The organism is Aliidongia sp., from assembly GCF_035943795.1.
In the GTDB taxonomy this organism is placed as follows: Bacteria; Pseudomonadota; Alphaproteobacteria; order ATCC43930; family CGMCC-115725; genus Aliidongia.
This window is the reverse complement of record NZ_DASZBY010000100.1, coordinates 69531-90778: the sequence shown is the minus strand read 5'-3', so window position 1 is coordinate 90778 and position 21248 is coordinate 69531. Positions and strand designations below refer to the sequence as shown.

At 67.4% G+C, this 21248-nt stretch carries 23 protein-coding genes and 1 other RNA gene; 5 read left to right on the top strand and 19 right to left on the bottom strand.

Features of this window, described 5'->3' with window-relative positions; all coding sequences use genetic code 11:
• Nucleotides 1–2 precede the first annotated feature (2 nt).
• The 18 genes from ftsH to VGV37_RS18970 all read right to left on the bottom strand — a co-directional run bounded on the left by ftsH (nt 3) and on the right by VGV37_RS18970 (nt 14796).
• Complete coding sequence (gene ftsH / locus VGV37_RS19055) at nt 3–1934, bottom strand: ATP-dependent zinc metalloprotease FtsH (protein ID WP_326881322.1); 1932 nt, start codon at nt 1932–1934, stop codon at nt 3–5.
• Between the two features lie 126 nt (nt 1935–2060).
• Entirely contained in the window at nt 2061–3377 is a 1317-nt protein-coding gene (tilS, locus tag VGV37_RS19050; protein ID WP_326881321.1) for a tRNA lysidine(34) synthetase TilS, read from the bottom strand.
• Nucleotides 3378–3430: 53 nt separating this feature from the next.
• Nucleotides 3431–4438 (bottom strand): tol-pal system protein YbgF, encoded by a 1008-nt coding sequence (gene ybgF, locus VGV37_RS19045; RefSeq protein WP_326881320.1) that lies wholly within the window; start codon nt 4436–4438, stop codon nt 3431–3433.
• Between the two features lie 257 nt (nt 4439–4695).
• The gene (pal, locus tag VGV37_RS19040) at nt 4696–5175 is read right to left on the bottom strand and encodes a peptidoglycan-associated lipoprotein Pal (RefSeq protein WP_326881319.1); all 480 of its coding nucleotides are present in this window, start codon (nt 5173–5175) and stop codon (nt 4696–4698) included.
• Nucleotides 5176–5332: 157 nt separating this feature from the next.
• Entirely contained in the window at nt 5333–6679 is a 1347-nt protein-coding gene (gene tolB, locus VGV37_RS19035; RefSeq protein ID WP_326881318.1) for a Tol-Pal system beta propeller repeat protein TolB, read from the bottom strand.
• Complete coding sequence (locus VGV37_RS19030) at nt 6676–7644, bottom strand: cell envelope integrity protein TolA (protein WP_326881317.1); 969 nt, start codon at nt 7642–7644, stop codon at nt 6676–6678. Before VGV37_RS19030 ends, tolB begins: the two co-directional genes overlap by 4 nt.
• A gap of 104 nt (nt 7645–7748) precedes the next feature.
• Complete coding sequence (tolR, locus tag VGV37_RS19025; protein ID WP_326881316.1) at nt 7749–8222, bottom strand: protein TolR; 474 nt, start codon at nt 8220–8222, stop codon at nt 7749–7751.
• A gap of 4 nt (nt 8223–8226) precedes the next feature.
• Nucleotides 8227–8949 (bottom strand): protein TolQ, encoded by a 723-nt coding sequence (gene tolQ, locus VGV37_RS19020; protein WP_326881315.1) that lies wholly within the window; start codon nt 8947–8949, stop codon nt 8227–8229.
• Nucleotides 8928–9416, bottom strand: coding sequence for a tol-pal system-associated acyl-CoA thioesterase (ybgC, locus tag VGV37_RS19015; RefSeq protein WP_326881314.1), 489 nt, complete (start codon nt 9414–9416; stop codon nt 8928–8930). The genes tolQ and ybgC overlap by 22 nt, the downstream gene beginning before the upstream one ends.
• Nucleotides 9413–10402, bottom strand: a complete 990-nt coding sequence (ruvB, locus tag VGV37_RS19010) for a Holliday junction branch migration DNA helicase RuvB (protein WP_414638039.1) — start codon at nt 10400–10402, stop codon at nt 9413–9415. The genes ybgC and ruvB overlap by 4 nt, the downstream gene beginning before the upstream one ends.
• 59 nt (nt 10403–10461) lie before the next feature.
• Nucleotides 10462–11085 (bottom strand): Holliday junction branch migration protein RuvA, encoded by a 624-nt coding sequence (gene ruvA / locus VGV37_RS19005; protein ID WP_326881419.1) that lies wholly within the window; start codon nt 11083–11085, stop codon nt 10462–10464.
• Nucleotides 11085–11603: a crossover junction endodeoxyribonuclease RuvC gene (gene ruvC, locus VGV37_RS19000; protein ID WP_326881312.1), complete on the bottom strand. Its 519-nt coding sequence runs from the start codon at nt 11601–11603 to the stop codon at nt 11085–11087. Before ruvC ends, ruvA begins: the two co-directional genes overlap by 1 nt.
• 10 nt (nt 11604–11613) lie before the next feature.
• Complete coding sequence (locus VGV37_RS18995; protein WP_326881311.1) at nt 11614–12366, bottom strand: YebC/PmpR family DNA-binding transcriptional regulator; 753 nt, start codon at nt 12364–12366, stop codon at nt 11614–11616.
• 160 nt (nt 12367–12526) lie between these two features.
• The gene (locus tag VGV37_RS18990; protein WP_326881310.1) at nt 12527–13339 is read right to left on the bottom strand and encodes a TIGR00282 family metallophosphoesterase; all 813 of its coding nucleotides are present in this window, start codon (nt 13337–13339) and stop codon (nt 12527–12529) included.
• 55 nt (nt 13340–13394) lie between these two features.
• Nucleotides 13395–13979 (bottom strand): 5-formyltetrahydrofolate cyclo-ligase, encoded by a 585-nt coding sequence (locus VGV37_RS18985; RefSeq protein ID WP_326881309.1) that lies wholly within the window; start codon nt 13977–13979, stop codon nt 13395–13397.
• Between the two features lie 34 nt (nt 13980–14013).
• A non-coding RNA gene (gene ssrS / locus VGV37_RS18980) (6S RNA) lies at nt 14014–14170 on the bottom strand.
• Nucleotides 14171–14178: 8 nt separating this feature from the next.
• The gene (locus VGV37_RS18975; RefSeq protein ID WP_326881308.1) at nt 14179–14568 is read right to left on the bottom strand and encodes a cell division protein ZapA; all 390 of its coding nucleotides are present in this window, start codon (nt 14566–14568) and stop codon (nt 14179–14181) included.
• Nucleotides 14569–14571: 3 nt separating this feature from the next.
• A complete protein-coding gene (locus VGV37_RS18970; RefSeq protein WP_326881307.1) occupies nt 14572–14796 on the bottom strand; it encodes a hypothetical protein in 225 nt (74 codons plus the stop codon).
• A 306-nt stretch (nt 14797–15102) separates the two neighbouring features.
• Between VGV37_RS18970 and tkt the strand changes: the two genes are divergently transcribed.
• The 5 genes from tkt (at nt 15103) to thiE (ending at nt 20362) form a co-directional block, all read left to right on the top strand.
• The gene (tkt, locus tag VGV37_RS18965) at nt 15103–17130 is read left to right on the top strand and encodes a transketolase (protein WP_326881306.1); all 2028 of its coding nucleotides are present in this window, start codon (nt 15103–15105) and stop codon (nt 17128–17130) included.
• Nucleotides 17131–17228: 98 nt separating this feature from the next.
• On the top strand, nt 17229–18239 hold the full coding sequence (gene gap / locus VGV37_RS18960; protein ID WP_326881305.1) for a type I glyceraldehyde-3-phosphate dehydrogenase: 1011 nt from the start codon (nt 17229–17231) through the stop codon (nt 18237–18239).
• 9 nt (nt 18240–18248) lie between these two features.
• Nucleotides 18249–18677, top strand: coding sequence for a hypothetical protein (locus tag VGV37_RS18955; protein ID WP_326881304.1), 429 nt, complete (start codon nt 18249–18251; stop codon nt 18675–18677).
• A gap of 102 nt (nt 18678–18779) precedes the next feature.
• Nucleotides 18780–19709: a class I fructose-bisphosphate aldolase gene (locus tag VGV37_RS18950; RefSeq protein WP_326881303.1), complete on the top strand. Its 930-nt coding sequence runs from the start codon at nt 18780–18782 to the stop codon at nt 19707–19709.
• Nucleotides 19709–20362 (top strand): thiamine phosphate synthase, encoded by a 654-nt coding sequence (gene thiE / locus VGV37_RS18945; protein WP_326881302.1) that lies wholly within the window; start codon nt 19709–19711, stop codon nt 20360–20362. The genes VGV37_RS18950 and thiE overlap by 1 nt, the downstream gene beginning before the upstream one ends.
• On the opposite strand, the gene VGV37_RS18940 is transcribed toward thiE, so the two are convergent.
• The gene (locus tag VGV37_RS18940) at nt 20359–21198 is read right to left on the bottom strand and encodes an EamA family transporter (protein WP_326881301.1); all 840 of its coding nucleotides are present in this window, start codon (nt 21196–21198) and stop codon (nt 20359–20361) included. The two genes, thiE and VGV37_RS18940, sit on opposite strands and share 4 nt — an antisense overlap.
• Between the last annotated feature and the right edge of the window lie 50 nt (nt 21199–21248).

Below are 21248 nucleotides of genomic sequence, written 5' to 3'. Positions count from 1 at the left end.
CATCAGGTATTCGGCTGCGGCTCGGGTTCGAGACCGCCCGCCGGCTTGTCCTTGCGCCCACCGGCCGGCGGGATCGAGGACCGGCGCGGGGTAGCCGGGCGGGTGTCGTCGTCGGTCAGATCGCGTTCGATCTTCTCGCCGGCGATGATCTTGCGGCACTCGTCACCCGATAGCGTCTCGTATTCGAGCAACGCCCGGGCAATCGCATGCAGTTCATCGACATGCTCGGTCAGCACCTTGCGCGCCGTCGCCTCGCCGGTCTCGACGATGCGCCGGATCTCGTCGTCGATCAGCTTTGCCGTCGCATCCGACACATTTTTGCGCTGGGTGACCGAGTGGCCGAGGAACACCTCTTCCTCGTTGTCGCTGTAGCGAATCCGGCCGAGCGTCTCCGACATGCCCCATTCGGTTACCATCCGGCGGGCAGTCGAGGTCGCCTGATGGATGTCGCTCGCGGCACCGGTCGTCACGTTCTCTTCGCCGAAGATGATTTCCTCAGCGACACGGCCGCCGAAGGTCGACGCGATGCGGCCGGTCAGTTCCTTCAAGGACTGGCTGAGCTGATCCCGCTCCGGCAGGTACCAGGTGACGCCCAGCGCCCGGCCCCGGGGAATGATCGTGACCTTGTGCAGCGGGTGATGCAGCGGCTGATAGAGCGCGACCAGGGCATGACCGGCCTCGTGATAGGCGGTCAGTTCCTTTTCCTTGTCGGTCATGACCATGGAGCGGCGTTCCGCGCCCAGCATGACCTTGTCCTTGGCCTGCTCGAATTCGAGCATGGAGACGGATCGTTTGCCCTTGCGCGCCGCCATCAGCGCCGCCTCGTTGACGAGGTTGGCGAGATCGGCACCGGAGAAGCCCGGCGTGCCGCGCGCCACGACCTTGGCCTCGACGTCGGCCGCGAGCGGGACCTTGCGCATATGGACCTTGAGGATCTTCTCGCGGCCCAGCACGTCCGGGTTCGGCACCACGACCTGGCGGTCGAAGCGGCCGGGGCGCAGCAGGGCTGGATCGAGCACGTCCGGGCGGTTGGTGGCCGCGATCAGGATCACGCCCTCGTTCGCCTCGAACCCGTCCATCTCGACCAGAAGCTGGTTCAGGGTCTGTTCGCGCTCGTCGTTGCCGCCGCCCAGGCCGGCACCGCGATGGCGGCCGACCGCGTCGATTTCATCGATGAAGATGATGCACGGGGCGTTTTTCTTGCCTTGTTCGAACATGTCGCGGACGCGGGACGCGCCGACACCGACGAACATCTCAACGAAATCGGAGCCCGAGATGGTGAAGAACGGCACGTTCGCCTCGCCGGCGATGGCGCGCGCCAGCAGCGTCTTGCCGGTACCCGGCGGGCCCACGAGCAGACAGCCCTTGGGGATCTTGCCGCCCAGGCGCTGGAACTTCTGCGGGTCCTTCAGGTACTCGACGATCTCTTCGAGGTCCTGCTTCGCCTCGTCGACGCCGGCGACGTCGTCGAAAGTGATGCGGCCGACCTTCTCGGTCAGCAGGCGGGCGCGCGACTTGCCGAAGCCCATGGCCCGGCCGCCGCCGCCCTGCATCTGGCGCATGAAGAAGATCCAGACGCCGATCAGCAGCAGCATCGGGAACCAGTTGATCAGGATGCCGAACAGCGACGGGACGTTATCCTCGATCGGCTGCGCGGTGATCCGGACCTTCTTCTCGGTCAGGTGACCGACCAGCCCCGGATCGTTCGGCGTATAGGTCGAGAAGGCACGACCGTCCGTATAATGGCCGTTGAGCGTGGGTCCCTGGATCGTGACATCGGAAACCTGGTTCCGGTCCACGTCGCTGAGGAACTCCGAATAGGCGATGCTGGTCTGGGGACCGCGGCTGGAAGAGCTCTGGAACAGATTGAAGAGCGCAACGAGCAACAGCGCGATAATGATCCAGAGCGCCAGATTCTTCCCGAAATTGTTCACGGTCGAGGCCTTTCGTTCCGTCCGTCGACGTATACCCACGTCACGGTACCATACCACCTGCTGGCACCCACTCGAAGCGAGCCGACCAAACGACCACACTCGAGATCACATAAGGCGCGCCGTCCACTAAACAACGGTAAATCCGCTGCCAGTCAACGATCGTGTCGGCCGAAACCGGATCACGGCACCCGCGCGCATCCAACCAAGATGGGGGACACTGAGCAGAGTACCTTCCCGCCAGAAAGCGGGCAAGGACGGCCGCACTCCTGAGGGCAAATGGGGTGTACCAAGCGCTTGCACAATCCCGCTCATGGTCGCCGGGCCCTCGATACCGAAGGCGCCGATGCGAAAGCCGCGCCAATCCGGCCCAGCCGGGAGGGTCACGAGGAACCGGCGATCCCAGGATAGAGTCCCGCCGGCCACGGGAAAATCCATCGGCGGGGCGACCGATGCCGGTTCGCGCAGCACCAGCACCCTGCCCCGCCACGGCAGGATCCGGCAGCCGCCGAGCGTCCGGCCGCCGCCGAGCGCGCCGTCGAAGATCGCCCGGGCCGCCCGTTCCAGGCGGTCGAACCGCGGCGGAAATTCTTCGCCGCCGATGGTGGCGACGATCGCGGCGAGCGCGCGCAGACCGATCTCGTCGGGTGCCAGCGCGAACGGGCGTGGGTCGAGCAGGGCGAAGCCGGCCGGATGCAGGTCGACGCCCGCGACCAGCACGCGCTCGACCTGCCGTTCCTGCGCGGCTCTCGCCCGCCCCAGGTGGCGGCTGGTATCGGCCAGGCGCTCGGGCGTCAGGCCGACGTCGGCGAGCAGGGTTTTCCGGGTCCGGACGCGGACCCGGGCAAAGGCGGGATTGTCGTTACTCGGATCTTCGAGCCAGGGCTGGCCCATACTTTCCAGCGCTGCCTTGAGGCGCGCCGCCGGCACGCCCAGCAAAGGCCGCAGCAGCCGATGATGGTCGGCCTCGACGATCGGCGCCATGCCCGCAAGACCGGCGAGGCCGCTGCCGCGCCCGAGCCGCAGGATCAGGGTTTCCGCCTGGTCGTCCTGATGATGCGCAGTCAGCAGATGCAGCACGCCGGCCCGCCGGCACCATTCGCCGAGCAGCCGGTACCGCGCGGCGCGGGCCGCCGCCTGCAGATCGTGGAGCGGATATGGCCCTTGCCACGCCAGGGTTTCGTGCCGGATGCCGCGGGCACCGAGCCACCGGGCGACCTGGCCGGCTTCGGCGGTCGAGGCCGCGCGCAGCCGATGGTCGACGGTAAGCGCCACGACGCTGCCGCCATGCGCCCGAACCCAACGGTCGGCCAACAGCACCAGGGCCAGGGAATCGGCACCACCCGAAACCGCAACGGCCAGGTCGGGAGCCGGTTCGAACGGACCGACAGCGGCCATGGCGCTCGCGAATGCCGCGTCGTCGAGCGGGGTGCGACCTGCCGCCACGGCGCCGGGACGATGAGGCGAGGGATCGACCGGAGCGCCGCCCGCCAAAGGGGTCAGCAGCCCAGCCGCTGCTTTTCGCGCACCGCCCGGTCCTTGTTCGTCGGGGCGAGGTTCGGGAAGTCGCGCTCCAGCTTGCCGAAGATCAGGCAGGCTTCCTGCTTGCGCCCGGTGTTGCCCAGCGAGACGCCGAGCTTCAGCAGGTTGTCCTGCGCCTTGGGACTCTTTGGATATTGCTGGTAGCCCTTGGCGAAGGCCGCCGCCGCCGACGCGTAGTCGTTGCGCACGAAGAAGGTCTCGCCCAGCCAATATTGCGCGTTGCCGGCCAGTTCATCCTGCGGATGCTTCAGGACGAACTGGCTGAAGGCGGATTCCGCGGCCGGATAGTCCTGGCTGCGCAGCAGGCCGAAAGCGAAATTATACTGGTCGGTGGTCGAGCCGGCCGGCAGGGCCACCGCCTTGCCCGGCGGCGGGCTCGCGGGCTTGCCGCCGCCCCCGCCCGGAGAACTCAGGAAGCCGCCGGTGCTGGCCGGCGCATCCATGTTGCCGGCGCCGCCCGGCGAAGCAGGCTTGCCCGGCGACGCGGAGATCGGGGCATCGACCGCCTGGGCACCGCCCCGCGGCGGCGGTGCGCCACCCCCATCCGGATGTTCCAGCGCCTGCAGCCGCTGCTCGTTGTCCTGCTGCTGCTTGTCGAGCCGGTTCTTCAGTTCGGAAACGCCGTTCTGTACCTCTTCGAGCTGGCCGGTCATGGTGCGCATCTGCTGCTCGAGCTGATCCATGCGGATCTCGGCATTGAGCGCCGGGGTCCCGCCGTCACCGGACGGCGCCACGCCGGGCGGTCCGCTGACCGGCACCTCGTTGCGATAGAGCTGGCGCTGGACCTGGTTCAGGTCGCGCTCCAGCCGGTCGAGCCGATCGTTGGTCGAACGGTCCTGGGCGAACGCCGACCCCATGGCCGAAACGGCGCCGAGGCTCAGGAGAATTGCGGCCAGACCGGAACAGAACTTGTGCATGAAGATCCCGCTAGACGAACGGACGCCGACGCCGACCAGATACTTCATGTCGGCATGCCCCCTTCCCGTCAACGGTCGAGAGGGCAAAGCATCGCGAATGGCGCATCGGACGGCATCGACCGTCTGATTTCCGCCACAGCCCGGACGTGGCACCCGAAAGTGAGGCGATCCCGAACAGGCGTCATCTATCGCCCCGAATCGGGCAAAAAAAGGGCGTCGGGAGCGCGCTCTCACGAGCCGATCCCGACGCCGGTCTTCATCCGCTGCGGGCGGCGGCGCACGCGACGCCGCCCGTCGACGGAATGTTAGTTGACGACCGTCACAGCGCGGCGGTTCTGGGCGTAGGCGGCGTCATTGTTGCCAACGACTGCCGGACGCTCCTTGCCGTAGCTGATGGTCTGCAGGCGGCCACCGGCGACGCCGAGAGCCACCAGGCCGTTCTTAGCCGAGGTCGCACGACGCTCGCCGAGGGCGAGGTTGTACTCACGCGTGCCGCGCTGGTCGCAATGGCCTTCGATCGTGAAGGTCGCCGACGGATACTTCTGCATGAACGCGGCCTGACGGGTCAGGATGGCGCGAGCCTCCGGCGAGATGTCCGACTTGTCGTAGGCGAACAGGACCCGGTCACCGACCTGGGTCTTCAGCTCGTCGGCGAGCGAGGTCGACGGAGCAGAGGTCGTCGGGGTCGACGCGGTGCTCGTGCCGGTGTTGGTGTTGGTCGGCGTCGTGTCGCAAGCGGCCAGGACGGTCATGGCGGCCATCAGGCCGAGGAGTTGAATCCGCATTTTTGTGTTCCTTCAGCGTAACCAGATTCGGGAGAAAGTCGGGACCTACCGGGTGGCAGCCTCGTATTGCGGCACGCGAGCCGCCACCCACCGCGCGCGAACGGTTGGTGAAAACGGCCGGAATATACCGACCTTTCTCCATCCGTTCAAGGGGTTCTCACTGAAGTAGTGGCGACCAGGCCGGATCCGAACCGTCTTGGGGCGTCACAACCTCTCGTTCATTGAAGCCGGTCAAATCGATCGAATAGAGACGCGTCGAGTCACCGCGACCCGAGGCATCCGAAGGGCTTTGCTTGAAATACATCAATACGCGGCCGTTCGGCGCCCAAGTCGGACCTTCAACCAGGAACCCACTGGTCAGTATACGCTCGCGCTGTCCGTCCGGTTGCATGACACCAATCGAAAAATTACCGCCCTCCTGCTTGGTGAAGGCGATGAGGTCGCCGCGCGGCGACCAGACCGGCGTCGCATAGCGGCCGGTCCCGAAGCTGACGCGATGCTGGTTGGAGCCGTCGGCGTTCATGACATAGACCTGCTGCGTACCGCCGCGATCGGATTCGAACGTGATCTGACTACCGTCGGGCGAATAGCTGGGTCCGGTGTCGATGGCAGCGCTCGACGTGATCTGGGTGACCTTCCGCGTCCGCAGGTCCTGGGTATAGATCTGGGAATTGGCACCGCCCGACAGGCTGAAGATGATCTTGTTGCCGTCCGGCGAGAAGCGGGGCGCGAAGGTCATGCCCGGGAACTGGCCCAGCACTTCCTGCTGGCGCGTGTCGATATTGAACAGGAACACCTGCGGCACACCCTGAGCGTAGGATAGATAGGTGATTTCCTGCGACCCTGGTGCCGGCGAGAAGCGCGGCGTCAGCACCAGCGCGCGACCGTCGGTCAGCTGCTTATTGTTGAAGCCGTCCTGGTCCATGATGGCGAGGCGCTTGATCCGCCGCTGGGCCGGTCCGCTTTCCGAAATATAGACGATGCGGGTATTGAAGTAACCGTCCTCGCCGGTAATGCGTTTGTAGATCTGGTCCGAAATGATATGGGCGATTTCGCGCCAGTTCGACGTCGGGGTATTGTAACTGAACCCCACCATCTGGGTACCGCCCAGCACGTCCCACAGCCGGAAGTCGATCTTGAGATGGCCGTCGGGCTGCGCCGTCACCGCGCCGGAAACCAGCGCCTGGGCATTGATCAGCTTCCAATCGGCGAAGCGCGGCACGGGCACCAGGGCGGCGGGATCCTGGATGAACGCACGCGGATCGAGCGGCTTGAACAGTCCGGAACGCTCGAGATCCGCCGAGACGACTTGGCTGACCTGGGTGCCGACCTGCGCGTCACCCCCTTGGCCGAGGAAACCCGGGATCGCGATCGGCAAGGGTTGTGGGTTGCCCCTCGTGATGTCGAGTGTGAGATCCGCCCGCGCGTCGGGCGCGAAACTGAGGAGCCCGAGTACGATCGCACAGAGGCCGCTGAACCGAACGCGCCGAAAATCTCGTTTCATAGGAGGTCCCTTGGATCGAAATTGAGGGTCATATTCTTCCACTGGTCGAACTTGTCCGGCGGCACCTTCAGTGGCACGCAATTCGGGTTGTGTATCGCCCGAACCGCGCTGTCCGCGGCCGCCCGGAAGAAACCGTCGCTGGTGTAACGCCCCTGATCGACGATCTGCACCGTTTGGGCCGTGCCATCCGACGCCAATTGAACGCGCAGCGTGATGATCAGGTTCTTCGCGTCTTTGGCGCCCATCGGCGGACTCCAGCATTTTTCAATCTGCGCGATGATTGTGTCTTTTTCCGATGTGGAAAGTTGTGAGCCCAACGGCGCGTTCGGCTGCGCGGAGGCCGCTGCCGTCGCGACCTGTTTCGTCGGCTTCGGCGGCGTGTCCTGCTTTTCCTGGGCGGTCGCCTTGGCGGTCAGGTTCTTCAGCAGGTCGTCGACCTGCAGGTCCTGTTTGGTCTTGTCCGGCTTGGGCGGCGTCGGCTTCGCGGCCGGCTTCGGCGGCTCCGGCTTGGGTTCCGGCTTCGGCGGGTCGGGCTTGGGCGGTTCCGGCTTCGGCTCCGGCGGCTTCGGCGCCGGGATCGGATCCGGCGTCGGCGGCGGCGGGGGTGGCGGCGGCGAAGGCTTCGGCGGCTGGGGCGGTGGCGGCGGCGACGGCGGGGCCGATTGCGAGGACGGCGGCGGGCTGGGCGGCGGCGGGGTCAGCGGATCGGGCTTCGGTTCCGGCTTCACGGCCGGCACCGGCGGCGGCGGCGTGTCGATCTCGGCCTTCTCGACCGGCTTCGGATTGCGCTGGGTCGCCCGCGTCACGTCGGCGAGGTTGATCAGCTTGACCGCGATCGCCGTCTCCTCCGGCGGCGGATCCTTCTTCAGGAAATCCGGCAGGCCCAGGAGGATGACCAGGATGATCGCCGTGTGCAGCACGGACGAGACGACCAGGCCCTCGCGCATTTCGTCGAAGCGCTTCACGGGCGCGCTCCGCGTCGGGAAGCGCCGCAAAGCCGCCAAAGGATCGGAAATTCAATGTCCATCATCGGTAGAACGCCAAGAGAGGCCATCATGTCACAACGGAATCATGGCTTCTTTGCAGGCGCCTTGCCGGCGGCCCCGCCGGATTGCGGCAATTCCGCGATGAGCGAGACTTTGGTATAGCCGGCCGACGCGATCAGCCCCATCACCTCCATCACCCGGCCATAGTTGATCGCCTTGTCGCCGCGCACGTAGATCGTGGCGTCCTGGTTGTTCTCGGTGATCGCCTGCAGCTTGGGCAGCAGCGCATCCGCCTCGATCGGCGTCTCCTGCACGAAGATCTGGCCTTCGGCCTTGATCGTGACGACCAGCGGTTCCTTCTGCTCGTTGATCGTCGGCGCCTGGGTCTTGGGCAGGTCGACCGGCACGCCCACGGTCAGGAGCGGGGCCGCGACCATGAACACGATCAGGAGCACCAGCATGACGTCGACCATCGGCGTCACGTTGATTTCCGACATCGGCCGTCGGCTGTTGCGGCCGTGGCGGCCCCGACCGCCACCCATCAAGGATCCGGCCATGGCGTTAGACCTTTTCCTCGAGCTGGCGCGACAGGATGGCGCTGAATTCGGACGCGAAATTATCGAGCCGGTTGCCGTAGCGCCCGAGGTCGGTCGTCAGCTTGTTGTAGCCCACGACCGCCGGGATGGCCGCGATCAGGCCGAGCGCGGTCGTGAACAGCGCCTCGGCGATGCCCGGCGCCACGACGGCCAGGCTGGTGTTCTTGCTGGCGGCGATGGCCTCGAACGAGTTCATGATGCCCCAGACCGTGCCGAACAGGCCCACGAACGGCGCGGTCGAGCCGACGGTCGCCAGGAACGACATGTAGCGTTCCGCCCGCTCCAGCTCGCGGCCGACCGTTACGTTCATCGCCTTTTCGATGCGTTCCTTGAGGCTGGCCTGCAGGGCGCCGACCACGACCAGGCCCTTGGCGGCCGAGCGGCGCCATTCCAGCATGGCGGCGGCGAAGGTCGCCGACATGGGATCGACCGGGCGCGAGCCGATGCGGTCGTACAGGTCCTCGATCGAACCGCCGGACCAGAAGCTCTCCTCGAAGGCATCGGCCGCGCGGACCAGGCGTTTCACCTTCAGCACTTTGTCGAAGATGATCGCCCAACTCCAGAACGAGGCGGCGAGAAGCAGCACCATCACGCCCTTCACGATCAGATCCGCCTGCAGGAACAGGGAGATCATCGAGAGTGTGGGGGCGGCGGCGCCGCCAAGATTCACGGTGTCGACGGCTTGCATGGCTCTGGCGCGCTCACTTCGGCGGTTACGGAGACGAGGAAAGGACGGATCGCGTCGGCGAGCGACGCGGGGATGCGGCCGGGACGCCCGGCGGGCGTCAGCAGCACCAATTCAAGATCGAGGCCAACCAGCAGGTCGGCCCCGCGATGCACGGTCTGGCGCGCGGTCATGCGCGCGCCCTTCATGTCCATGAGCCGGGTTTCGACCACCAGCGCATCGTCGAGGCGGGCCGGCAGGCGAAAATCGATGGTCGCCCGGCGCACGACCCAGCCGAGCCCGGTTTCGGCCAGCAGGCGGTCGTACTGCCAGCCGACGACGCGCAGGCATTCCGACCGCGCCCGCTCGGCAAAGCGCAGGTAGTTCGCGTGATAGACGATGCCGCCGGCATCCGTGTCTTCGTAATAGACCCGGATCGGGAAGCGGTGGACGCCGTCCGCGACATGGCCGCTGGTCGGATCGAGGCTCAAACGTCGGCCTCCTCTTCCGCGGCGAGCAGGTCGAGTTGCAGGCCGGCGGGGCGCACGACCGCCATGCCGATATGGCCGAACGCCTTGTCGGTCAGCAGCCGGCCGCGCGGCGTGCGCTGCAGGAAGCCCTGCTGGATCAGGTAGGGCTCGATCACGTCCTCGATCACGTCGCGCTGTTCGGACAACACCGCCGCCATGGTGTCGACGCCGACCGGCCCGCCGGCATAATGCTCGGCGATGGCCTGGAGGTAGCGGCGATCCATGGCGTCGAGGCCGGAGCGATCGACCTCCAGCCGGTTCAGGGCATGGTCGGCCGCCAGGGCATCGATCCGGTCCAGGCCGGCCACGGCGGCGAAATCGCGCACCCGGCGCAGCAGCCGGCCGGCGACGCGCGGCGTGCCGCGCGCACGGCGGGCGATCTCGGCGGCACCATCGGGAGCGAGTTCCATGGCGAGCAAACGCGCGCCGCGCTGAATGATCCGTTCCAGCTCGTCCGGCTCGTAGAATTGCAGCCGCAACGGAATGCCGAACCGTTCCCGGAGCGGCCGGGTGATGCGGCCCGAGCGGGTCGTGGCGCCGACGAGCGTGAAGGGCGGCAGGTCGATGCGGATCGAGCGCGCGGCCGGTCCCTCGCCGATGATCAGGTCGAGCTGGAAATCCTCCATCGCGGGATAGAGCACCTCCTCGACCGCCGGCTGCAGCCGGTGGATCTCGTCGATGAACAGCACGTCGTGGGGCTGGAGATTGGTCAGGAGCGCCGCCAGATCGCCGGCGCGCTGGATGATCGGCCCCGAGGTGGCGCGGAAGCCCGCGCCCATTTCGGCGGCCACGATCTGCGCGAGGGTCGTCTTGCCCAGGCCCGGCGGCCCGTGAAACAGCACGTGGTCGAGCGCCTCGCCCCGCCCCTTGGCGGCGGCGATGAACACGCGCAGGTTCTCGCGCACCTGGCGCTGGCCGACGAAATCATCGAGCGACAGCGGCCGCATCGCGACCTCCGGCCGGTCGGCCGTGCCCTTTTCCGCGCCCACGATCCGGTCGGAGTCGCTCACGACGCGATCTCTTTCAAGCCGGCGCGGATCAGGTCGGTGACCGTCATGCCGTCACCCAGCTTGCGCTGGGCGGTCGCGACCGCGATCAGCGCCTCGGGCCGGCGATAGCCGAGGTTGACCAGCGCGGAGATCGCATCCTCGGCGGGCCCGGCCAGATTGGTCGGGACCGGGGGAAGCGCCATCACCGTGCCGGTCGGCGCCGCCGGCGCCAGCCCGTGGGCCGCCGCCTTGTCCTTCAGTTCCGTCACCAGGCGCGCCGCCAGCTTCGGGCCGACCCCGTCGGCGCGCGCGAGCGACGCCTTGTCCTGGGCCAGGATCGCCCGGGTCAGATGGTCGGGCGACAGCACCGACAGGATGGCGAGCGCCACCCGGCCGCCGACCCCCTGGACGGTCGTCAGCGTGCGGAACCAGTCGCGCTCGGCCCGGTCGATGAAGCCGAACAGGCTCCAATGATCCTCGCGGATCTGCATTTCGGTCAGCAGCGACGCGGTCTCGCCCTTGGACGGCAGCTCGGCGCGGGTCCGGGTCGAAACCATCAGCAGATAGCCCACGCCCTGGACGTCGAGCATGACGCCGTCGAGCCCGACGTCATCCACTTGACCGGTCAGGCGGACGATCATCACCGGGCCGCCACGGCGGCGAACCGGCGCGTCTGGGCATGGTGCGCATGGCAGATCGCGACGGCCAGCGCATCGGCGGCGTCGGCCTGGGTCACGGACGAGCCGGGCAGCAGGCGGCGCACCATCATCTGGATCTGCGCCTTGTCGGCATGGCCGGCGCCGACCACGGTCTTCTTGATCAGGTTCGGCGAATATTCGGCGACCTGCAGCCCGCGCAGCGCCGGCGCCAGCATGGCCACGCCGCGTGCCTGGCCCAGCTTCAGGGTCGAAGCCGGATTCTTGTTGACGAACGTCTCCTCGACTGCCGCCTCGTCGGGCTTCCATTCGTCCAGGACCCGGTTGATGCCGGTCAGCAGTTCGACCAGCCGGTCGGCCATGTCGCGCGTCTCGTCGCTCGTGACCACGCCGGACGCGACGTAGCGCAGATGGTGTCCGGCCATGTCCACGATGCCCCAGCCGGTGCGGCGGAGGCCGGGATCGAGGCCGAGCAGGCGGCGCGGGGGCGGACCGGCGGTCATCGGGTCTCCGTCAGCCCTCGAGCTTCGCCATCAACTCGTCGGGAATGTCGAAATTGGCATAGACGGTCTGGACGTCGTCATTGTCCTCCAGCACGTCCATGAATTTGAACAGCGACTGGGCGACATCTTCGTCCGTGACCGGCGCGGTCGTGGCCGGGCGCCAGACCAGCTTGGCCGAGGACGACGGACCGAACGTCGCTTCGAGCGCGTCGCGCACCGCCGACAGGTCGTCGGGCGCGCACAGGATCGCATGCTCCTCTTCGCCGCTCTCGACATCGTCGGCACCGGCCTCGATGGCGCCTTCGAGCATGGCGTCGGCCGTCGCGATCTTGGCGGGATAGATCACCTGGCCCAGGCGCTGGAACATGAAGCTGACGCTGTTGGTCTCGCCCAGTGCGCCGCCGGCCTTGTTGAAGGCGGTCCGCACGTCGCCCGCGGTGCGGTTGCGGTTGTCGGTCAGCGCCTCGACGATGAGCGCGACGCCGCCGGGACCATAACCCTCGTAGCGCACTTCCTCGTAGTTCGTGCCGTCTTCGCCGCCGGCGCCGCGCTTGATCGCGCGATCGATCGTGTCCTTGGACATGTTGCCGGCGCGCGCCGAGATGATCGCGGCGCGCAGGCGCGGATTGGAGGCCGGGTCGGGCAACCCGGACCGGGCGGCGACCGTCAGCTCGCGGATGATCTTGGTGAAGACCTTCGCGCGCTTGGCGTCCTGGGCACCTTTGCGGTGCATGATATTCTTGAATTGGGAATGGCCAGCCATCGAACGATCGACCCAACTAATGCGGAGTTATGGGTGTTGGATACCACATGTGGTGGCGAGAGCAATGTCCGCTCTGGTTCCCTGCAGCATCCGACGTGAATAACAGCCCAATATGGCGGGATTTGGGCCGTGTCCCGCGAGTATTTAGCGGGTCTGCTTCTCAGGTGGGCCAGGCCGGCTGCAGGCGGCCGCCGACGCGGATCGGCGCGATCCGCCTGGCGAGGCCGGTCGCATCGTCGGTCTCGACGAATACGCCGCACACGGTCGCCTCGCCCTCGGCCGGCGTCAGGCGCTCGCCCGGCGTCTTGCGCACGAAGCGGTGGATCGCCGCTTCCTTCTGCATGCCGATGACGGAATCATAATCGCCGCACATGCCGGCATCGGTCAGATAGGCCGTGCCCTTGGTCAGGATCTGGGCGTCCGCCGTCGGGATGTGGGAGTGGGTCCCGACGACGAGCGAGGCGCGACCGTCGAGATAGTGGCCAATCGCCATCTTCTCGCTGGTCGCCTCGCCATGGACGTCGACCAGCACGGCGGCGACATTGCCGCCCAGCTGGCGCCCGGCCAGTTCCCGGTCGAGGCAGGCGAACGGATCGTCGAGCGGATCCATGAACAGCCGACACATGACGTTGATCACGACGATGCGGCGGCCGTCGGACAGCTGGAACGTGCGCAGACCCTTGCCGGGCGTGCCGGCCGGGAAGTTCGCCGGCCGCAGCAGCCGGGGATCGCCGTCGATCGAGCCCATCAGCTCACGCTGGTCCCAGACATGGTTGCCGGTGGTGATCGCGTCGACGCCCACGTCGTAGAAGCTCTTGGCGATCTTGTCGGTGATGCCGAAGCCGGCGGCCGCGTTCTCGCCGTTGACCACGACGAAATCGGCCGCGAGCTCGCTCTTGAGCCGTGGCATTTCCTTGATCACGGCGTCCCGGCCGGATCGGCCCAGCACGTCACCCAAAAACAACAGGCGCATCGATACTTCCCATTGGGCGGGGCCGCGTCTGCGCGGCGCCGGCATTCGCATGAATTCAGATGAGACCGCGCTCGGTCAGGATCAGGTCGAGCCGTTCGTCGTGATCGCAGGTCGGCACTTCGGCCACTTCCTGCGCGGCATAGGCGATGCCGACCGCGGTGACCGGCCCGGCCGACCGCAGCGCCGCCAAGGTCCGGTCGTAGAAGCCGGCACCGTAGCCCAGGCGATGCCGGCGCCGGTCGAAGGCGAGCAGCGGCACCAGGATCAGGTCCGGCACCAGCACGGGCTCGCTTTCGGCCGGATGGGCCGTTCCGAACGGCCCGGCGACCATCGGCATGCCGACGTGCCAGCGGCGGAAGACCAGGCTCTGGCCCCGTCCCATCACCACCGGCATGGCCAGCATCGCCCCGGTCGCCGATGCCAGCGTCAGCATGAGCGGACGGACGTCGATCTCGCTCTGGATCGACCAGAAGCCCGACACGATCCGGGGTTGCAGTGCCGCGAGTGCGTCGAAGCCCTGGTGGACCAGCCGTCCGCTGGCGGTCCCACCTTCGATTTCATGGGCCTGGGTGCGCCGTTCCGCCGCCTGTCCGCGCAAGATCGACTTGGCCTGGCTCAACGGATCGGGCGCAGACGGCATGGCGGACTTTCGGCAAGGCGGAGGAGAGATCTAGAGCGGAGCCGCGACGGCCGTTGGACTTGTCGTACCCTCGTGGCCTGCTAGTGCAGGTGGGGACCGCGTATCGGAACCACGGCTCCGACAGAGACAGCCCCCGAGAGGTACATTATGGCCCCGGGGTTTGAACTGCCTGACGCGCTGCGCAGCCCCGCCCTAGTCCTTAGAGGTAGTCCTGCTCGAGCTCCGCTGCAATGGCTTCGATGCGATCGGCCAAAGTTTCCAGCGCTTCGGCCAGCACGGACTCATGCGGTGGCGGTGCCGGTGGCGAGATGACGCCCGTCGGCAGGACAAACGGTTCGCCGGCCTTGCCGCCCTGGGCCGCTGCGTTCTTGAGCTGGGTCAACGCCTGGTCGGTATCGACCAGCTCGTCCGTGATCATCAGGCTGGCCATGACCAGCAGGCGGGCGTCGCCGACCTGGCCGACCGCCTTGACCAGTTGCCCGACCTTCTGTTCGAGATAGGAGCCAAGGCGCACCACATGCGCCTCCTGCCCCTCGTCGCAGGCGACCGAATAGGCGCGGCCGTTGACGGTAACCTGGACCGATCCCATCGCTCAGGCCTCCAGCGCGGTCTTGATCAGGTCGATGGCGCCGTCGAGCCGATCGCCCAGCCCCTCCGTCCGCTGGGTCAGCTGGGCGAATTCGGCCTGGGCGGACGCGAGCTCGCCGGCCATGCGCCCGCGCGTCTCGGCGCCGCGCCCGCGCTGGTCCACCATCGCCGTCTCGAGCCGATCCACTGCCCGCGTCAATCGCGCCGCCGCCGCCGCCAGATCTGCCATCGCCTGCCATGCCTTCGGTGAAACCCGCAGAGAGCGTTAGCCTCCAGGATATCCGCGGTCAATCAAAAGGCATGGATGCAGGGCAGCCGACCTATCCGCATTTGCCGATGATGGCGGCCGCAGGATCGCCGCCCCGGCTTCCCGCCAATTCCCGCATCGCGTCACGTTCGAGGGTTCCAGCAGAACCGCCTTGCGCTCGCGTGTGTTGACCAAGGCGCGCTTGCGCCGCAATGTGCGCCCGCTTTTTGAATGATGCGGGTCCGCGTCGCGCGGGTTCCCGCATTCCAGTTTCGAGAGACCGCGCCCATGAGCTCGTCAGACACCACGGCCAAGCCCGCCGACCTCACCCCGCTGAAGCAGGACCCGACCTATGGCCGTATGGCTAATGCGTTGCGGGCGCTGGCCATGGATGCGGTCGAGGCGGCGAACTCGGGTCATCCCGGCATGCCGATGGGCATGGCCGATGTCGCGACCGTGCTGTTTGCCGAGCATCTGAAATTCGATCCGACCGACCCGCATTGGCCCGATCGCGACCGCTTCGTGCTGTCGGCCGGCCATGGCTCGATGCTGCTCTACGGGTTGCTGCACCTGACGGGATATCCGGGCGTCACGCTCGACGAGATCAAGCATTTCCGCCAGTTGGGCCACATGACCGCCGGCCATCCGGAATACGGCCATATCGTCGGTGCGGAAGTGACGACCGGGCCGCTGGGCCAGGGCATCACCAACGCGGTCGGCATGGCCTTCGCCGAGCGGCTGCTGAACGCCCGCTTCGGCGACGCGCTGGTCGACCACCATACCTACGTCATCGCCGGCGACGGTTGCCTGATGGAGGGCATCAGCCACGAGGCCATGTCGATCGCCGGGCACTACCAGCTGGGCAAGCTGATCGTGTTCTGGGACAATAACTCGATCTCGATCGACGGCGCGACGGACCTCGCCGTGTCGGACGACCAGGAAATGCGTTTCCGCTCCCATGGCTGGCACGTGCAGGCGGTCGATGGTCATGACCCGCAGGCGGTGTCGCGCGCGATCGCGGCCGCCAAGGCCGTGACCGACAAGCCGTCGATGATCGCGTGCAAGACCACGATCGGCCTGGGCGCGCCCAGCAAGGCCGGCACTGCCGGCGCCCATGGTGCCGCCCTCGGCGCCGAAGAGATCGAAGGCGCCCGGATCAAGCTGAACTGGCCGTACGATGCGTTCGAGGTGCCGGACGACATCCGCGCCCAGTGGAAGGCGGTCGCCGCCAAGGGCGCCGCACCCCATGCCGCCTGGAAAAGGCGTCATGCCGCGGCCAAGGCCGAGGTGCGCGAGACGTTCGACCGCCAGATCGCCGGCGAGCTGACCCCGGGCTGGGACAAGGCGATCGTCGAGATCGTCGCCAAGTTCGCGGCCGAGCGGCCGAAGATCGCGACCCGCCAGGCCTCGCAGCAGGTGCTGAACGCGCTGGCCCCGGTCATGCCGGAGCTGCTGGGCGGCTCGGCCGACCTGACGCCGTCGAACCTGACCCAGGCCAAGACCCAGACCGTAGCGACACCGAAGGATTTCTCCGGCAGCTACGTCCATTGGGGCGTGCGGGAGCATGGCATGGCCGCGGCGATGAACGGCATCGCGGTCCATGGCGGTCTGGTGCCTTATGGCGGTACGTTCCTGGTGTTCGCTGATTACAACCGCCCGTCGATCCGGTTGGCGGCGCTGATGGGCATCCGGGTCATCCATGTCATGACCCATGATTCGATCGGCCTCGGCGAAGACGGCCCGACCCATCAGCCGGTCGAGACCCTGGCGGCTTTGCGCGCCATCCCGAACCTGCTGGTGTTCCGCCCGGCCGATCCGATCGAGACGGCGGAATGCTGGGCGCTGGCGCTCCAGCATAAGACACGGCCGTCGATCCTGGCCTTGTCGCGCCAGGGCATTCCGACGCTGCGGGCAAGCGGTGCCGAGAACAGCTCCTCGCGCGGCGCCTATGTGCTGGCCCCCGCGTCGGGTCCGCGCAAGGCGACGATCCTTGCGACCGGCACCGAAGTGGCGCTCGCCATGGCCGCCCGCGAGAAGCTGGAGGCCGAGGGCATCCCGACCGCCGTCGTCTCGATGCCGAGCTGGGAGCTGTTTGCCGAACAGACCCACGCCTATCGCACCGAGGTCCTGGGCGAGACCGACAATCGCATCGGCGTCGAGGCCGCCGTGGGATTCGGCTGGGAGCGCTGGATCGGCACCAAGGGCCGCTTCGTCGGCATGTCGAGCTTCGGCGCGTCCGGTCCGGCGGACAAGCTCTATCAGCATTTCGGCATCACGGTCGAAGCCGTGGTCGCCGCCGCCAAGGAAGGCGTCTAGCAACCTCAAGCCGCCGGGAAACCCCTTCCGGCGGCTTTTCCTTTGATGTGAGATAAGCCGGCTCGTCGGACGACGTCGGTACCTTTCGGGAGATCAGCATGGCAGTGAAGGTTGCAATCAACGGCTTCGGGCGCATCGGCCGCCTGGTGCTGCGCGCGATCATCGAGTCGGGCCGCACCGACCTCGATGTCGTCGGCATCAACGATCTGGGCGATGTCGCGACCAACGCGCATCTCCTGAGCTACGATAGCGTGCACGGGCGCCTCAAGGCCGAGGTCACGACCGGCGAGGGCTGGATGGACGTCGGCCGCGGCAAGATCCGCGTCACCGCCGAGCGCGATCCGGCCAAGCTGCCCTGGGGCGAGCTGGGCGTGGACGTGGCGCTGGAATGCACCGGCATCTTCACCAAGCGCGAGACGGCGGCGAAGCATCTCGAAGCCGGTGCCAAGCGCGTGCTGGTGTCGGCCCCGGCCGACGGCGTCGACCTGACGGTCGTCATGGGCGTCAACCAGGACCAGCTGACGAGCGCGCACCACGTCGTCTCGAACGCGTCCTGCACGACGAATTGCCTGGCGCCGGTCGCCTATGTGCTGAACGAGGCGTTCGGCATCGAGCGCGGCTACATGACCACGATCCATGCCTATACCGGCGACCAGAACACGGTCGACACGCTCCATAAGGACCTGCGTCGCGCCCGCGCCGCAGCGCTGTCGATGATCCCGACCTCGACCGGTGCCGCCAAGGCCGTGGGCCTGGTGCTGCCGGCCTTGAAGGGCAAGCTCGACGGCACCTCGATCCGCGTGCCGACCGCGAATGTCTCGGTCATCGACCTGACCTTCGTCACCGCGCGCGATACCTCGGTCGAGGAAATCAACGCCGTGATGAAGGAAGCGGCCGGCTCGGCCCGGTTCAAGGGCATCCTCGGGACCAATTCGGCCCCGCTGGTGTCGGTCGACTTCAACCATGATTCCCATTCGTCGACCTTCGACCTGACGCAGACGGTCGTGATGGACAAGCGCTTCTGTCGCGTCCTCAGCTGGTACGACAATGAATGGGGCTTCTCGAACCGCATGGCCGACACGGCCGTCGCGATCGGCAAGCTGATCTGATACCGGACGATGATCGCCGGTAGCGCGCCGCCGGCGATCATCGTCCATTCGCTGGCCCAGGCGCTGGTCGCGGCCGAGGCCGCGGCGGCGCTGGGCAAGCCGCTGACCTTGCGCAGCGCCGCCGGTGCCGGCAGCACGGTCGGGGTCGGATGGTTCGCGAGCCTGGGCACGATCCTGTTCGAACGTCATCCCGCACTCGACCTCACCCTGGTGCTGGATTGCGCCGACGAAGCCGGCACGGCGCTGGGCGCGTTGCGCCGGGGCCTGAAGGCGGTCCGGGTCGCGGGATCGCCGGACGTGCTGGCGAAGCTCGCGGCGCTGGCCGACGGCTATGGCGCGCGGCTCGACCGGGACGAACGGCCCTGCCTCGACCTGATTGGCGGGCTGGCGGAACAAGTCGATCTCGCCGCCCGTTGTCGGGACTGGCTCAAGGACTGAATGCTGGCCGCCGTTGCCTGGCACGGCCGGCTGGTTTAGGACTTTTTGAAATTCACGGGCGGCCCGGGGAACGGCCGCTCTTCCTTTGATTGGAGATACCGGATGTCGATCACGCCCCAAGTCAAAAAGATCCTGGATAATTACGAGAGCGACAATCCGGGTACCAAGGCGAACCTCGCCCGCATCCTGATGCAGGGCAAGCTCGGCGGCACCGGCAAGCTCGTCATCCTGCCGGTCGACCAGGGCTTCGAGCATGGCCCGGCGCGCTCCTTCGCGCCGAATCCGGCCGGCTACGACCCGCACTATCATCATTCGCTGGCGATCGAGGCCGGCCTGTCGGCCTATGCGACCGCGCTCGGCATGATGGAAGCCAGCTCCAGCACCTTCGCCGGCCAGATCCCCACGATCCTCAAGGTCAATTCGTCGAACAGCCTGTCGACCGCCAAGGAAGCGCCCAGCCAGGCGATCACCGGCTCGGTCTCCGACGCGCTGCGCCTCGGCTGCTCGGCCATCGGCTTCACGATCTACCCCGGCTCGGACGCGCAGTTCGAGATGATGGAGCAGATCCGCGAGATGGCCGAAGAGGCGAAGGCCGTCGGCCTCGCCGTCGTCGTCTGGTCCTACCCGCGCGGCGGCACGCTGTCCAAGGCCGGCGAGACCGCGATCGACATCTGCGCCTATGCCGCCCATATGGCCGCATTGCTCGGCGCCCACATCATCAAGGTCAAGCCGCCGACCGACGTCTTGGAACTGGCCGCGGCCAAGCCGACCTACGAGAAGCAGAAGATCGACATCTCGACCCAGGCCAAGCGCTACGAGCATGTCGTGCAGGCGTGCTTCGCCGGCCGCCGCATCGTCGTGTTCTCCGGCGGCGAGGCGAAGGATGTCGACAGCGTCGTGAACGAAGCCCGCGCGATCCGCGACGGCGGCGGCAACGGCTCCATCATCGGACGCAACACGTTCCAGCGTCCGAAGGCCGAGGCGCTGGCGTTGCTCGACAAGCTCGTCAACGTCTATCTCGGCAAGGACTGATGTCGAACCCGGGCGAGCCGGCGTCCTGCCGGCTCTACCTCGTGACGCCGGAGCGTCTCGAGCCTGCCGCCTTCGCGGGTCAGCTGGCAGCGGCGCTCGACGGCGGCGACGTCGCGTCGGTGCAACTGCGCCTGAAGAACGTCGACGACGACGCGATCAAGCGCGCCTGCGAGCTGTTGCTGCCGGTCTCGACCGCGCGCAACGTGGCGTTCCTGCTGAACGACCGTCCCGACCTGGCTGCGGCATGCGGCTGCGACGGGGTTCATGTCGGCCAGAGCGATATGCCCTACGAGGCGGCGCGCAAGAAGCTGGGGCCCGACCGCATCGTCGGCGTCACCTGCCACGACAGCCGGCACCTGGCCATGGAAGCGGCCGAGGCCGGGGCCGACTATGTCGCGTTCGGCGCGTTCTATCCGACCATGACCAAGCCGTCGAACTACCGGCCCGAGCCCGACCTGCTGCAATGGTGGAGCGAGTTCATGACCGTGCCCTCCGTCGCGATCGGCGGCATCACGCCCGCCAATTGCGCTCCGCTGGTCAAGGCCGGAGCCGACTTCATCGCCGTGGTCAGCGCCGTCTGGCAACACCCGGACGGCCCGGGCGCCGCCGTGAAGGCGTTCAACGAGGCGATCGCCGCGGCGCTTGCGTCTTAAGCCGCAAGCCCCAGGCAAATCGCGCCGATCGCGACGAGACTGCAACCGGCGAGCCGTCGTCCGGTGAGCCGTTCACCCAGGAAGAAGCGGCCGAGCAGGGCTGCCGCCAGCACGCTCGTTTCGCGCAATGCCGAGACCGCACCCATGGGCGCGAACGAGACCGCGACGATCACCAGGCCGTAGGCCAACAGCGAGATCACGCCGCCACCTGCCGCCTTGGCCGTGTCGTAGGTCCAGACCGGCGGCAGGAACCGGCCGCGCTGATACCAGTGGATCACCAGCATCGGCGGCCCGTCGATGACGAAGAGCCAGGCGGCATAGCCGGACGCGTCGATCGAGATCCGCGCGCCCAGCCCGTCCGTCACGGTATAGCCGGCAATGAACAGGCTGGTCACGAACGCCGGCAGCAGCGCCGCGCGGCCGGTCTTGGCCGCGGCGAGGCCCAGGATGCCGATGGAGACGAGGCAGATCCCCATCAGCGCCGCAACCGGCAGATGCTCGCCCACGAACAGGGCGGCGGACAATGTGACCAGCAGCGGAGCCGCCCCCCGCGCCAGCGGGTAGACCTGGCCCAGCTCGCCGTGGCGATAGGCCCAGACCAGCGCCAGATTGTAGCCGACGTGCAGGATGGCCGAGATGATCAGCATCGGCCAGGCGCCCGCCAGCGGCACACCGGACATGATCGCCCACGGCAGGGCCACGAGGCTGGATGCGGCGCTCATCACCACGATGGCAGAGAACCGGTCGCCGCCGCTGCGCAGCATGGCGTTCCATCCGGCATGGAGCAGGGCCGCCGTCAGGGCGAGCATGATGGCGACGAGAGGGATAGTGCTCAAGACGGGAAGCCTTGCTGAAAACGGGCCTGGAGCATGCCCGGCCCAGCCGA

Bases quoted from the DNA above. Each gene is read 5' to 3' on its own strand.
- ybgF (WP_326881320.1), bottom strand. From the start codon at position 4,438: ATGAAGTATCTGGTCGGCGTCGGCGTCCGTTCGTCTAGCGGGATCTTC.
- pal (WP_326881319.1), bottom strand. From the start codon at position 5,175: ATGCGGATTCAACTCCTCGGCCTGATGGCCGCCATGACCGTCCTGGCC.
- tolB (WP_326881318.1), bottom strand. From the start codon at position 6,679: ATGAAACGAGATTTTCGGCGCGTTCGGTTCAGCGGCCTCTGTGCGATC.
- tolR (WP_326881316.1), bottom strand. From the start codon at position 8,222: ATGGCCGGATCCTTGATGGGTGGCGGTCGGGGCCGCCACGGCCGCAAC.
- tolQ (WP_326881315.1), bottom strand. From the start codon at position 8,949: ATGCAAGCCGTCGACACCGTGAATCTTGGCGGCGCCGCCGCCCCCACA.
- ruvB (WP_414638039.1), bottom strand. From the start codon at position 10,402: ATGCGGCCGCTGTCGCTCGATGATTTCGTCGGCCAGCGCCAGGTGCGC.
- ruvA (WP_326881419.1), bottom strand. From the start codon at position 11,085: ATGATCGTCCGCCTGACCGGTCAAGTGGATGACGTCGGGCTCGACGGC.
- ruvC (WP_326881312.1), bottom strand. From the start codon at position 11,603: ATGACCGCCGGTCCGCCCCCGCGCCGCCTGCTCGGCCTCGATCCCGGC.
- VGV37_RS18995 (WP_326881311.1), bottom strand. From the start codon at position 12,366: ATGGCTGGCCATTCCCAATTCAAGAATATCATGCACCGCAAAGGTGCC.
- VGV37_RS18990 (WP_326881310.1), bottom strand. From the start codon at position 13,339: ATGCGCCTGTTGTTTTTGGGTGACGTGCTGGGCCGATCCGGCCGGGAC.
- VGV37_RS18985 (WP_326881309.1), bottom strand. From the start codon at position 13,979: ATGCCGTCTGCGCCCGATCCGTTGAGCCAGGCCAAGTCGATCTTGCGC.
- VGV37_RS18975 (WP_326881308.1), bottom strand. From the start codon at position 14,568: ATGGGATCGGTCCAGGTTACCGTCAACGGCCGCGCCTATTCGGTCGCC.
- VGV37_RS18970 (WP_326881307.1), bottom strand. From the start codon at position 14,796: ATGGCAGATCTGGCGGCGGCGGCGGCGCGATTGACGCGGGCAGTGGAT.
- tkt (WP_326881306.1), top strand. From the start codon at position 15,103: ATGAGCTCGTCAGACACCACGGCCAAGCCCGCCGACCTCACCCCGCTG.
- gap (WP_326881305.1), top strand. From the start codon at position 17,229: ATGGCAGTGAAGGTTGCAATCAACGGCTTCGGGCGCATCGGCCGCCTG.
- VGV37_RS18955 (WP_326881304.1), top strand. From the start codon at position 18,249: ATGATCGCCGGTAGCGCGCCGCCGGCGATCATCGTCCATTCGCTGGCC.
- VGV37_RS18950 (WP_326881303.1), top strand. From the start codon at position 18,780: ATGTCGATCACGCCCCAAGTCAAAAAGATCCTGGATAATTACGAGAGC.
- thiE (WP_326881302.1), top strand. From the start codon at position 19,709: ATGTCGAACCCGGGCGAGCCGGCGTCCTGCCGGCTCTACCTCGTGACG.